We start from the raw sequence: 13,600 nt of genomic DNA on the forward strand, positions 1-13,600 counted from the left end.
TGTCATTTGTCGAGCAGGCGGGCCATTTCCGCCCCGGCAAGGAGGAAAGCGCCAACGCCAAAGTGCGAGGTGGAATTCTGGTCCACCACCTGACCTGCAATGGCGCGATCACCGATGGGTTGCACATAGCCCAGCTTGCCATCCGGCTGCAGGGCCACCGTCGTCAGGTAATGCCAGCCGCGCTGCGCGGCCGGCAGATACCGGTCCCGCGGCAGCAATCCGTTGTTGATCCCCCAGAGCAGGCCGTAGGTGAAAAACGCGGTGCCGCTGGTCTCGGGCCCGGGCGCGTGGGCCGGGTCCATGAGGCTGCGCGTCCAGTAGCCCTCGGGCTGTTGCAGCGGCAGCAGCGCAGCCGCCATGGCCTGCAGGCGTTCGACGTATTCGCCGCGATGCGGGTCGTCCTGGGGCAACTCCGACAGCACCCTCGCAAGCCCGGCAAACACCCAGCCGTCACCGCGCGCCCAGAAGTCCTTTTTCCCGTTGACGCTCTGGTGCTTCGGATACACGTATCTGGCATCGCGGTAATAGAGGTGCTCCGCCGGGTCGTACATGATGCTGCCGGCATGGCTGTAATACTCATACAGTTTGTCGAGATATTGGCGATTGCCGGTGATCTTGTGGAGTTTCGTCATGACGGGCATGACCATATAAAGCCCATCCGCCCACCACCAATAATCATTATTGGCGGTACTCATCTGATATTCCATCACCTCCCGGGCCCGGGCGATCTTGCGTGGATCCCGGTCGAGCTGGTAGAGGTCGGCATAGACCTGGAAACAGATCTGCCAGTCACCGAACAACACGTGGTCGTCGGTTTCACCATAGCTGTATTTCCAGCTGGCCTTGTCCTGAGACCTGGCCCCCATCCATTGGTTGTGCTCGGCCCAAGCCTCTGAATAGCGCCGATAGCTTTCCTTGCCCGTCACGCGGTAGGCCTCGATGTTGCCGGTGTGATAGGCCGCGACGTTCCAGAACGGACTTTCCTGCGCCGGTGTACGGGCCTGCCAATAGGCATTGACCTTGTCGATCGCGGCAATCACGTCGTCGCGGCCGCCGGCCCCATTTTTTGCGGGCGCATTCGCGCATCCGCCGAGCGCCACGCTCAGCGCGAACAACAGGCCAGTCACGGGGTTCTTCAGTCTGATCATTGCGCAGCGTTGAGCGAGGCGGATGCATGCCAGGGCAGCAACTTGGCGCCCTGGAACCGCGAATATGGTCACGTTAGCATACTCACTTCAACTGGAGAAGATGTTTTTTCTTCGCGCCGCGCCGCTGGAATAAATGGGGGTTTTCACGGGGTACCGAGACTCTCCCCACACAGAATGTGGTATCGTGACCACATTAGGTATTCAATTTCTACAGCGATCTATGCGCAAACCGAGCAGGCTCAGTGAGGTAGCAAAACTGGCAGGCGTCGCCCCCATCACGGCATCACGGGCGATTCGCGGCATTGGCTACGTCTCCGAGGACGCGCGGGCGCGGATCATGGACGCCGCCACACAGCTGAACTACGCACCGGACATGGTGGCGCGACGCATGCGTGGCGAAAAGAGCCGGCTGATCGGCATCTTCGTCAACAACTTCGGCTCGCTCGCGCTTCACGAGATCACCCGGGAAATCAGCAACGAGGCCCGTTCCCGTGGCTACGACATCGTGCTGTTCAATGCCGAGCGCTTCGACGGCCCGGATCGCGCCGGCACGCGCGACATGCTGGCCAATCTGTGCGCGGGCCTGATATTGCCCATGCCCAACGTCGAGGACGGCTATCTCGCCGAGCTGGAGCAGCGCCAACTGCCCTGCGTTTTCGTCAACTTCGAGGCGCGCCCCACCAAGCTGCCGGTCGTCGTCGTCGAGAACCGCAAGGGCGCCCGCCTGGCCGTCGAGCATCTGCTGTCACTCGGCCACCGTCGCATCGCCTTCATCGCCGGCTCACATCACACCGGCCAAAGCGGCGAGCGCCAGGCCGCCTATGTCGAAACATTGAACGCCGCGGGGATTGCCGTCGATGCGGCATTGATCGTCAGTGGCCGCTTCGTTCAAAGCGGCGGCTACGCGGCCACCCAGCAACTGCTGGCTTTGTCCGATCCGCCGACGGCCATCTTTGCCGCCAATGATGAGATGGCATTCGGTGCCATCGATGCCATCCACAGCAAGGGCCTGCGCGTCCCGGGCGACATCTCCGTTGTCGGCTTCGATGACATCGCCATCTCCAGCCATATCCACCCGCCGCTGACCACCATGCGCCAGCCGCTGTCGGAACTCAGCGCGTGCGCCGTGCGGGAGCTGATGGCCCTCATCGAGGGCCAGGGCCCTGAAGCGAAGAAGGTCGCCCTGCCCCTCGAACTCATCGTGCGCAAATCGACCGGTCTCGTCCCGCAGCGCGGCTGACGATGAACTACGTGCGCGCTGCGAGTGCCCGGGGCGTCGTGTCGGCCGGCCTTGCCGGGCTGGCCGTCTTGTTGCTCTGGCTGCTGTGCGGGGATTTCGGCGTCTCGATGCGCGAGCGCGCGGCCGTGCCCAGTGCGCTCGAGTTGCTGCGCCGGCATGCGGCGTCCGACACCACGATCTCGCTGCTGCTGTCCACCGTACCCGCCGCCTTGAGCTTGCTGTTGGTGCCCCTGGCTGGCTATCACTCGGACCGCTGCCGCAGCCGCCTCGGCAGGCGCAAGCCCTTCCTGATGATTGCAGCGCCCACCGGCCTTCTGGCGATGCTGGGCCTGGCGGCTTCACCCACGCTGGCGGGCTCGCTCGATGCCGCACTGGGCAGCTGGTCACCCGGCCTGCACAACTGCCGGCTCGCCCTGTTCAGCCTGTTCTGGGCCGTATTCGACTGCGCCGCCATCAGCGCCTTCTCGCTGTTCAACGGTCTCGTCAACGACCTCGTGCCCGCCGGCCTGCTCGGTCGCTTCTTTGCAGTGTTCCGAATCGTCAGCCTGACCATCGGCATCGCGTATCACAACTGGATCTTCGCGCTCACGGATCACTATCTGCGTGAGGTCTTGATCGGCGTCGGCCTGTTCTTCTGCCTGCCCATCCTCGCGATGGCGTTGATGCTGAAGGAGACGCCCTTGCCGCCCGAGAGCGCACCCGCGGACAAGACCGGGAACCGGCTGAGATTTCCGCTCGACCACGCGCTGGCCTGCTTCCGCTATCGCCCCTATGGCTGGGCCGTTGCCGCCTTCGTGCTGGCGAGCGTCACCTTCAGCCCCTTCAACACCTTCTATCTGCACTATGCCCACGCCGCCGGCATCCAGAAGGCCACGCTGGGCGCGCTGACGGCGGCAGGCTATGCGGTGTCCATCGTGTCGGCCTTTGCCATCGGGTCCATGGCCGATCGCTTCGGTGCACTGCGAGTCTCGGCGGTCATCATGACGGTGTACTGCGCCATCTCCGCGGCCGGCTTCGCCGCCGTGTCGGACGCCGCCAGCTTCCGTGCCTTCTACTTTGCCCACGTGGTGATCTCCGGCGCCTGGTTCACGGCCGCCGCTTCAATGCCCATGGCGCTGTTTCCCCGCTCCAGCTTCGTGCAGTTCAACTCGACCAAAGACCTGATGGTCATCTTCGGCACCATCCTCGTCTCCAGCATCCAGGGGCCGATGCTCGACCTCTCCGAGCATGACTATCGCTACACATTGCTCGCAGGAGCGGTGTTCTCCCTGCTGTGCCTGCTGTGCCTCTTGCGGCTGCAGTCCGGCCGTCTCGCCATGCAGGTCGCCATCCGCTGACTTGAGATCGCGACTGCGCATCAGCCTCAATGGCACGCATCGTCATCAAGGCGCCCCCTCCCGGAACATCAGAAAGCCCTTGAGCCCCAATGCTCCGGGGCTCTTTTTTCATCTCCAGACAGCCCCTGGCTGTCGTCGCAACGCCTTGGCGGCGCCCTCAATGTCATCAGATGTAAACCCAAATGACATCGATAACATTTGCCCGCACAGTGCGGCCCATCGACAGCCCGGCGAGGCCGCGCCGGCTCTCGGCAACATCACAACGACGGCCGGAGACAAGCCATGCAAGGTGAACGAGCAGCATCACGCAACGGCGCCCGCCCCGCCCATGCCCTCTTCCACCCGGGCGCACGGGCGCCCGCGGCGAGCAGAAGAGTCATGGCACCGCGGTCAGGCGGCAGCCGCGTAGCGATGGCCAGATCGGCAAAGACCATGATCCCTGATGGCGATCAGGGCTCCAGCGGTGGGGCATGTCCACGGACAGGACGGTCAGGGGGCTGCGCAGCGGGGCGTAGTCAGCGTGTAAGCGATTTCAATGTCCCTGAAATGAGGCTGCTGCCAAAAAACGCTGCATCAACGGCCGCTGGCAGACGTAGGCTGCGCACCCCGGGCAGTTTGAGCAAGGAGCAAGTTGCATCATGACGAGCGGATCTGTTGACGGCGCAATCTATGGCCCCGTGACGCAGTTGCTTCGACAGTGGTCCGACGGCGATGGCCAGGCGTTCGAGCGCCTGATCCCCCTCGTGTATGACGATCTGCGTCATCTCGCGCGCCGCCATCTGCGCAGCGAACGCTCGGGCCACACGCTGCAGAGCACGGGCCTGGTCCATGAGGCCTTTCTGCGCCTGTCGCGGGAAAGTGAAATGCAGTGGAAGTCGCGTTCGCAGCTGTTTGCGCTGGTCTCCAAGCTGATGCGCCACATCCTGGTCGACCATGCGCGCGCACGCCAGACGGGCAAGCGCGGCGGGGGCGAGATCGCCGTGAGCCTGGAAGACCTTCACGAAGTCGCGGCGGATTGGGACCAGTCCATCCAGGGCAGCGAGCTGGCACTCGACATCCTGGCCCTGGACCAGTGCCTGCAGCGGCTCGAAAGACTCGACCCGCAGCAGAACCAGGTCGTTGAACTGCGCTACTTTGGCGGGCTGAGCATCGACGAGACCGCCGAGACGCTGGGGATTTCTGCGGCGACGGTGAAGCGGGAATGGGTGACGGCGCGGGCCTGGCTGCTGCGCGAGATGGCATGGCCGGCGGCTGGCGTCCGGCAGCACGACGGGTTCTCCGCTGTCGCGCCGGCATGACCTGGCACCACCACCCCGGGAGGCAAGGCCGTTGAGCGCGTCGCTGGAAGCCGAGCTGTGGCAGCGCACCAAGTCCCTCGTGGCCGATGCCATGGAGCGTCCGGCGCACGAGCGCCAGGCCTTCGTGCAGCAGGCCAGCGCCGGCGATGCGGCCCTGATGCGCGAGGTTGAGGAGCTGCTGGCCGCCGCCGGCGTTGCGACCAGCCCCCTGGACGAACCGCCGGCCGAATTGATGCTCGAGGCGCTGGAGCAACGCGTCTCCGGGGCCTGGGTGGGGCGCAGCCTCGGCGCCTACCGCCTCGTGTCCCTGATTGCCCGCGGCGGCATGGGCGAGGTCTACCTCGGCGAGCGCGCCGACGGTCAGTACGAGCAGCAGGTCGCGGTCAAGGTCATGCGGGCGGATGCCGACCTGGCCGTCGCCCTTCAACCCTTCTGGGCCGAGCGGCGCATCCTCGCCTCGCTCGACCACCCCAACCTCGCCAAGCTGATCGATGCCGGCGTCACCGCCGACGGCGCGCCCTGGTTCGTCATGGAGCTCGTCCAGGGCGATCCCATCGACACCTACTGCGACGACCGGGGGCTCGGGGTGGACGAGAGGCTGCGTCTCTTCGTCACCGTCTGCCAGGTGGTGGGGTATGCGCACCGGCGCGGCGTGGTGCACCGCGACCTGAAGCCGAGCAATATCCATGTGCGCGACGACGGCACGGTGAAGCTGCTGGACTTCGGCATCGCCGAGCAGCTGTGCCCGGCGCCGGCCGAGGATCCGCACAGCGGCGCGGGCTATCGCATCCTGACCCCCGAATACGCCAGCCCCGAGCAGATCCGCGGCGAGCCGGTCACGCCGGCGAGCGACGTCTACTCGCTGGGCGTGGTGCTGTACCGGCTGCTGGCGCGAACCAGCCCCTATGGTCACGACGCCAGCGCCGGCGCGCTGAACCGGGCGATCTGCGAACAGGATCCGCCCTGGCCCAGCCGGGCCGTTGATGGCCGCCTGCCCGGTGCCCGCGCCTTGCGGCGGCAGCTCAGCGGCGGCCTGGATGCAGTGGTGATGAAGGCCCTGCACAAGGCGCCGGCGCAGCGCTATGCCAGCGCGGCGGAGCTGGCGGACGATCTGTCCCGGCATCTGCAGGGCCTCGCGGTGCAGGCCCAGGGGCATGCCTGGCGCTACCGCAGCAGCCGTTTCCTGCGGCGCCACCGCGTGGTGCTGGGCGCCTCGCTGCTGGTGCTGGTGGCGGGCTCCGCGGTCGCAACCTACGAGGCCTACGAGGCCCACCGTCAGAAGGTCCGTGCGGAGCAGCATTTCGCCGACCTCCGCAAGCTGGCTACCATCATGCTGCGGGACCTGCAGAAGGCGATCGCACCGCTGCCGGGCGGCACGGCGGCGCGGCAGATGATCGTGCAGAACGCCCTCGACTCGCTGCGCCGCCTGAGCGTCGAAGCCAAGGGCGATGCCGAGCTGCAGATCGAGCTGGCCAGCGGCTACCGCAGCATCGGCGACATCCAGGGGCGGCCGTATTCGTCCAACCTCGGCGACCCGAAGAGCGCACGCGAGAGCTATGACCAGGGCATTGCGCTGGTGAAGGACCTGGTCGGCAACCCGCGGGTCGCCGAGCCCGCGCAGTCCCACGCCACGGCCGCCCTCGCCCAGCTCTACCAGCGCAAGGGCACGCTGCTGGCCTCGCAGGACGACGATGCCGCGGCGGAGCCCCTGGTGGCCCGGGGTGTCGAGCTGATGGATCAGCTGGCCGCCGCCGGCCAGCTCGATGCGGACTTGCAGCTCGTCCACGCCGCCATGCATTCCCAGTTGGCCCAGGTCCAGCGTTTCGTCGACAAGGCGGCACCCTTCTTCAAGAGTCTGGAAACCGCCCGGCGCCTCTACCTGACCATCCTGACCAGCCGCCCTGGCGACGAGGCCGCCGCGTCCGGCCTTGCCACCACCTACCTGGAGGAAGGCACCTACTACTTCGAACGCGACGAGGAAGCCGCGACGCTGCAGCTGTCCATCGCCGCCTTCCGGCGCGCCCTCGAACTTCAAGGCCCGGTCGTGCAAAAGCATGGCGACGACGCGCGGCTGAGGCGCAATTTCGCGGCCCACCACGCCAATCTGGCTGCGGCCCTGATGCGCGCCAAGCAGCCGCGCGACGCAGCCAGCGCCTACCAGCAGGCGGTCCAGATCCTTTCCGAGCTGAGCGCGAGGGATCCCAGCAGCGCACAACTGCGCGCCGAGGTGGCCATCGTCACCGGCTCGATGAGCCGGGCCCTGCTGGCCAATGGCGATGCCGCCGGCGCCGTCGCGGCCGCGCAGCGGGCCGTGGAGGGCTACAACAGCCTGCCCGAGGGTTCGTTGCGGGACCTGAACACGCGCTACAAGCAGGGCGTCGCCCACTATCTGCTCGGCCAGGCCCTGGCCGCCGGCCACCAGGAGCAGCGGGCCTGCGCCGCCTGGCGGCGCAGCCTGGTCATCCTGAAGGACGTGCAGAGCCGCAACGGCCTGGGCCGCACCGACACCACGCCGGCCGTCGTGGCGCAGTCCCTGCAGCGCTGCCAGCCGGCGGGCTCGGACTAAAGCGTATCCAGCTGCAACGCCGTGAGCCGGTCGCTGCGCGTTTCTCGCCTTAGCAAGCATCTGGAACTGATGCTCAGCCGAGGTGGATGGCATGGGAATGTTGACGTCTTTGGGAGCGGCGTTTCGCCGTGAGGACTATCTTCAGCCGCCGGGAGCGAACGGCGGCGCGCCGGTCCTGCTGCACGAGGAGCCACCAGGCCTGGAGGGCCACCTGCCCCAGCCCAGGCTGCAGCCGGCCCTGCTCGTCGCGCTGATGGCGGCCGAGACGCCCGAGCTGCGCCAACGCACGGTGAAGGCGCTGCTGCAGTCGCTCGGCTTTGAATGGCTGGGCTATGGCTGCTTCAGCCAGGCGGGCGAGCGGCCCGTGCCGCGGTCCTTCTGCACGACCTATGCCGATCCCGCCTGGACGGAGCGCTATTTCGCCGAGTCCTACCACCTGGTCGACCCGCGGCTGCCGCGCGTTCCCGAGTCCGGCCTGCCCACCCTGTGGACGCTGGAGGAACTGGAGGCCGAGGCCGGCACGCCTTCCTATCTGCAGGGCCTGCGCCAGCGCTTCTTCGACGATCTGCGCGCCACCGGCGCCCGCAGCGGCGTGATGATGGGCCTGCCCAGCCTGCCGGGCCGCGACCGCCACATCGTCAGCCTGATCTCCAAGCGACCCTGCTGCGACTGGATGAGCGATGCGGTGCTGGGCCAGGTCCTGACCCTGGCCCTGTGCCTGCACGAGTTCTACAGCCGCTACACGCTGGCGCCTCAGGCCGACGGCCCGCGCCATGCCACCGGCACGCTGACGCCGCTGCAAAGCGAGATCCTGGCGCGGCTGGCGCGCGGCCTGCCCGACAAGCTCATCGCCGCTCAGCTCGACCTGTCGCTGCACAACGTCGATTACCACATGCGCCAGCTGCGCAAACGCTTCGGCGTGCGCAACCGCCTGCAGCTGATGCAGGCCGCACTGGGGCCGGCGCCTCACGTCGCCTGAGGGCTCGCCAGACGAGCCGCTGGCGGATGGCGCGGCCCTGGTGGTGCTCATGACTGCGGTGCGTGGTAGCCATCGGGCAGCACCAGCACATCCCCCACTTCGATGTAGTTGGGGTTCTGGCCGCCGCGCGCGTTGATGGGGCGCTTGTCGCTCTCCATGCGGTCGTTGAGCCACAGGTTGTGGCCATAGATCCACTCGACGACCTTGGGGTCATTGCCGGCAATGCTCCAGACGCTCTCGTCCGCATTCACCGTGTAGGTATTGCTGCGTGCGGTCTTGGATGTGTCCACCGGCGCCGGCGGCGTGTCGTCGGGCTTGGGCAGCGGCGGCGGCGCGATGCCGTGGGCCTGCAGCCAGTTCTTCAACCCATCTCCCTCACGGGCGGAGAGACGGATGTTGACGTCGGCCCTGCAATGGATTTCGCGCGACTTGGGGTTGTAGTCGATGAAATAGTGGGCCTTGCCGGGATCGTTGGCCTTGGCGGCGCCGGGTGCGGCTGCGATGTCCTTGTCATAGACCCAGCTGCCGCCGCGGTAGTAGGTCTGAGTCATCGGGTCCTCGAAGCGCTTCTTGCCCTGGTTGTATTTCACGCTCGAATAGGACAGATCTACCTTGGTCGGGTCCTCGGGCAGGGCCAGGAAGGCCTCGTAGTGTTCCGGGGCCTGCTTGTCGGTGTCGTACTCGGACGCCTGGCGCACCTGCTCCAGCCGCCCGGTGCGCTGCAGTTCGTTGACCCAGTCCACGAACTTGTCGGGGTCGCCCTTGGCATCGCTGTAGGCGTCCAACAGCCCCTCGGCCAGCGACTCGCCGCTGAGCCAGCGGGTGAAGTTGGCCTTCAGCAGGTCGCGATCGGCGAGGTTGTCGGCAGCGCCCGGCGACATGCCGGCGGCAGTGAGGAAGTCGCGGTCCACTGCTTCCAGCTGCTGGTGGGCCTTCTGCTCATTCCCATACCAGTTGATCAGGTCCGTCGCCGTCCAGGCCATGGTGGCCAGCCAGCCGGCGGGGCCGGCCTCCATGAAGGGCAGCTTCTTGGCCATCAATTCGCCGATGAACTTGTAGAGGTTGGCGGGCGCCATCACGGTCTTCAGCCCGAAGCGGCCGATGGCGTATTTGTCGATGGCTTTCTCGATGGCCACTTGCGCGCCCTTGATCGGCCCATCGCGCGTCAGCAAGGTGCCGCCCTCCTCGAGGATGCGTTTGGCCTCGGCCGGGGGCAGCTTCGGATCCTTGAGCAGGTCCCAGGCCCCCTTGAACTCGAGCGTCGAGATCGCGACGTCGTTGCTCAGGTTGACGGTGGCGGTCCAGAAGTTGCGCTGGTCCACCGGCTTGCCGTCCTGGAGATGGTTGATCTCGAAGTTGATCCGGCTCCAGTCCCACACCGCTGCATCGGCGTGCAGCAGGCCGAAGAAACCGATGGACTTCCATTCCGCGGTGCGCGTGAACTCGCTGCCGCGCCGGATGGTTTCGATACTTGGCAGCCCCTTGGTGTCGTTGAGGACCTTCTGCATGCTCTGCGGCAGCGCCTGAGCACCCTTGTATGTCAGCGCAGCGCCAGCCTCCAGCGCCTTGATGCCCGCGAAGCCCCCCACCAGCCCCAGCAGCACCGGCTTGCGCCAGGACTCGCTCGCGTCGAACTTGGCGTTGTGATAGAGGTAGTCGGTGAACCACAGCTGCGTGAGGCCCACCGCGCCCCAGCTCGCCGCTGCGGCCGGGCCATGGTTGCCCAGCCGCCCATAGCCATCGCCGTACTTGCGCTTGAGCAGGTTGTTCTCGATGGCGTTCTCGGCAAAGTCGCCGGTCCATTGCAGGTAGAGGTTCACAGGCACCGGCCCCAGGGCTGCCGGCGGCACGATGCCGGCGTCGCGCATCCAGTTCAGCGATGCATGCACCGACTGCTCCTTGATGCGGGTCGAGGCGGCATCGCTGCCCATCAGCATCGTCTTGGTGTAGTCGTCGTCCAGCAGCGCCTTGCGCTGGTCATCGACCTGGCCGAAGCCCTCGTGCTTGCCCAGCCTATCGTCCGCGCCATAGAAGGTGACCATCTCGCTGTCGCGCAGCAGCCGGTAGCCGCGCGCATCCAGCGCGCGCTTGCCGTTCTCGAAGTCCTTGACGAAGTCGGGGTGCAGCTTGATCACGGCCTGCAGCGCCTTTTGCTGCTGTTCTTCCGTCATCAGCTTGCCGAAGCGCAGCTGCGGCACTTCGAGCGGCGCCATGTCCTTGTGCTTGTCCTCGAACAGCTGGCGCGAGCTGTTCTTCTGGTCGTCCAGACCCTTGGCGGCGCTTTGCAAGGTCTCCTTCGCGAGGTCGACCTTCTTGCCGCCGGCCGGGCCCCAGTCCATCTGGAACTGGAATTCCTTTTCCTGCTTGGCCGTCTCCAGGGCCAGCGTCACACCGGCGCCGTTGGCGATGGCGCGCTGGAAGCCGCCGTTGAGCCGCCCCTGCTGCGGCCCCCAGTTCTGCACGATGTTCATCGTGAAGGCATGCCCCGCGGACTCGACGGCCTTCTGCACTTCGCCGGACTCCCAGGCCATCGCCGGCTTGCCGTCCGGCCCATTGCCCGTCGGGTGGGAGCCGGCCGCCGCGCGGTCAATGACGGTGGTGATGCCGCCCATGATCTCGTCGAAGTCCTTCAGGCCGTAGCCCAGCAGCATGTCGTTGTCCAGGTCGCGGAAGGAGTGGAAGTCCTGCGGCGTGCCGTCGATGGTCATCAGCTCGGCGGAATGCTCGCCATGCAGCGAGACATCGTTGATCACCTTGTCGAGCGTGCCGTTGCTCTGCGGGCCGAACAGCTTGTTGACGATGCGAGCCGTGATCTCCGGCGTCAGTTCTGGGTGCTGGCTCGGGTCGGTCAGCTCCATCAGCTTGCGCGTTGCGGCCGTGGCGGGCGCGGCGTAGTTCTTGTCCCGCCGGTAGGTGTCGCCGTACTCGTCCTTGTAGTCCTTGACGCCCTTGTCGTAGGCGTCGGTCACGGCCTGGGCCGATTCGTTCACGTAGCTGTCGACGAGCTGCTTCACGCCCGGGGCCGACATCACCAGCTCGCGGATCTGCAGGCTGGTGTCGGCCGGCATGGCCTTGCCGAGAGCGAGCATCTTGTCGGTCGTGCCACTGGCGCTCTCGGTGTGGCTGATGATGCGGGCCGCGGCGGCCATGCGCACCAGATCCTCGTCACCCAGGTAGCGGTCGACCAGGCCCATCGCGGCGTCATCGATCGCCTTGTCGCGCGCGGTGCCGTCCGGTTGCCCGGCCGCGCCCAGTGAGATCTCGTGACCCAGGGCCTGCATCACGGCGTCGCGCTTGGTCTGGTAGTCGGCCAGGGCGGTCTTGTAGGCGCCTTCGTCGACGTGGCCGCTGACATTGAGCTGGGCCTGCAGCGCCGTGACCTCGTCGGTCGCGCGGTGGAACTCGTAGAGCTTGTTGCCGGTGTCGCGCTGCTGGGCGTTCTCGGTCTTGACCGTCTTCAACGCGGCGTCGACCACCATCTGGGCCTCGGGGTCATCACGGAAGCGCTTGGCGATCTCGTGCGCCGCATCCTCGGTGGCCACGGCATTCTTCGGGTCGGCCTGGTAGGTCTGGCGCAGCTCCGCGGCGATGGCCTGCTCGCTCTTGGCGCGCTCCCGGATCGTCAGGTTGGAGGCGCTGCGGTAGGCCTGCGCGGCCTTCTCGTAATCCTCACTGCCGGGCTTGTACTTGGCGAGTTCCGCCTCCTTGGTGCGCGCGTCCACCAGCAGCTGGTGCGAGAGGTCGATCTCGTCGTCCGTGTAGGTCTTCATCGCCGCCAGCTCTTTGGGCGATGCACCTGCCACGCCCGCCGGCTCGGGCACGCCCGCGATCAGGCGCACCGTGGAGGCCAGCGTGTCGGGCGGCGCTGCCAGCACCGAGCCTGCCTGGGCGTTCTGCGGCGATTGCAGCGCAAACAGCACCGCATCGTGCAGTGCTCCCTTGCCGGCGTTGTGCGCGCGCAGGGCATCGCCGAACAGGTCGAGCCCGTCGGCGCCACCGCCCGGCTTGGCGGGCGCGGCCAGGTGATTCAGCAGGGTCTGGGCGAGCTGCCGCGCCTGCGCCGGGTCGCCGGCGGCATCGGTCGCCGTGGCCAGATCGTCCACCAGGGCGCGGTATTCCGCCTTGTCGTCAATGCCCGGAGTCTTGCCGGCCTGGCCATCGGCCGGCAGGTCGGTGTGGCGCGCCTCCTGGCCGGCCGTTTCGGCGAGCTTGCCGACCACCGGCTGGGCCTTGGCCATCAGCTGCTTGCGCTGCTCGGGGCTGAGGCTGGTGTCGCCCATCGCCTGCGCGAGCTGCTGGGCGGCTGCGGCAGCGCCTGACTGGGCATAGACGTCCTGGATCTGCTTGGCATAGCCATCGACATCATGCTTGGCGACCGGCGGCCCCTGCTTGATGCCGAAACTGGGCGCGCCTGCCGGCGTCCAGAGACCCGGCGACAGCGGATTGCCGCCGAGGCTGGGTTGGGCGCGCACCGGCCCCAGGCCGTTGATGAACGGGCTGCCGCTGTTGAAGCTGGTGGTGGCCGCCAGCGGGTCGTAGAAGGCATAGGTCGCCCTGGCCTTGTCGACCTGCTTCTGCGCGTCCTGCGTGGCGGCCGATGGCGCCAACGGAGCACGGTTGTCCTGCGCGTCCTTCAGCTTGGCCTGGGCGAGGCCCTGCTCCTTCTCCTTGAACACGGCCTGGGCTTCGGCCTTGAGCGCGTCTGCACTCTTGGCCTTCAGGTCGGCCTTGGCCGCGGAGGCCTTGTCCTGATCCGCTTGCGCCTGGGTCTGCTGGGCCTTGGCCTCGGCTTCCTCGGCAGCCTTGCGCGCGGCCTCGGCCTGACGCTTGGCTTCCTCGGCACGGCGGCGGGCCTCTTCAGCGCGGCGGCGTGCTTCCTCGGCGGCGCGGCGCGCGGCTTCTTCAGCACGGCGGCGCGCTTCCTCGGCCTGCGCGGCGTCGTCCCGGCCGACGTAAGAACCGGACCCGATGGCGTCAAGCATTCACTCTCTCCTTGTCTATGGCGGATGGACCCGGCGGCACGGCGCTCAAC

7 protein-coding genes are annotated in these 13,600 nt (G+C 67.0%); 5 read left to right on the top strand and 2 right to left on the bottom strand.

Annotated features, from left to right (window positions below; genetic code table 11):
- Nucleotides 1–2: 2 nt before the first annotated feature.
- Entirely contained in the window at nt 3–1,148 is a 1,146-nt protein-coding gene (locus J2X20_RS02875; protein ID WP_310260580.1) for a glycoside hydrolase family 88/105 protein, read from the bottom strand.
- A gap of 133 nt (nt 1,149–1,281) precedes the next feature.
- Between J2X20_RS02875 and J2X20_RS02880 the strand changes: the two genes are divergently transcribed.
- From J2X20_RS02880 to J2X20_RS02900, 5 genes are all read left to right on the top strand, one after another.
- Nucleotides 1,282–2,388 carry a LacI family DNA-binding transcriptional regulator gene (locus J2X20_RS02880; RefSeq protein WP_310260583.1) on the top strand — a complete coding sequence of 369 codons (1,107 nt, stop codon included), beginning with the start codon at nt 1,282–1,284 and terminating at the stop codon, nt 2,386–2,388.
- Nucleotides 2,389–2,390: 2 nt separating this feature from the next.
- Entirely contained in the window at nt 2,391–3,725 is a 1,335-nt protein-coding gene (locus tag J2X20_RS02885; RefSeq protein ID WP_310260586.1) for an MFS transporter, read from the top strand.
- 677 nt (nt 3,726–4,402) lie between these two features.
- The gene (locus J2X20_RS02890; RefSeq protein WP_310260589.1) at nt 4,403–5,023 is read left to right on the top strand and encodes a sigma-70 family RNA polymerase sigma factor; all 621 of its coding nucleotides are present in this window, start codon (nt 4,403–4,405) and stop codon (nt 5,021–5,023) included.
- 31 nt (nt 5,024–5,054) lie between these two features.
- Entirely contained in the window at nt 5,055–7,589 is a 2,535-nt protein-coding gene (locus J2X20_RS02895) for a protein kinase domain-containing protein (RefSeq protein ID WP_310260592.1), read from the top strand.
- Between the two features lie 97 nt (nt 7,590–7,686).
- Nucleotides 7,687–8,568: a helix-turn-helix transcriptional regulator gene (locus J2X20_RS02900; RefSeq protein WP_310260594.1), complete on the top strand. Its 882-nt coding sequence runs from the start codon at nt 7,687–7,689 to the stop codon at nt 8,566–8,568.
- Between the two features lie 47 nt (nt 8,569–8,615).
- On the opposite strand, the gene J2X20_RS02905 is transcribed toward J2X20_RS02900, so the two are convergent.
- Nucleotides 8,616–13,550, bottom strand: a complete 4,935-nt coding sequence (locus J2X20_RS02905; RefSeq protein WP_310260597.1) for a hypothetical protein — start codon at nt 13,548–13,550, stop codon at nt 8,616–8,618.
- Nucleotides 13,551–13,600 lie beyond the last annotated feature (50 nt).

Origin of the sequence: Roseateles saccharophilus (assembly GCF_031458095.1) — a bacterium.
GTDB lineage: Bacteria > Pseudomonadota > Gammaproteobacteria > Burkholderiales > Burkholderiaceae_C > Pelomonas > Pelomonas saccharophila_A.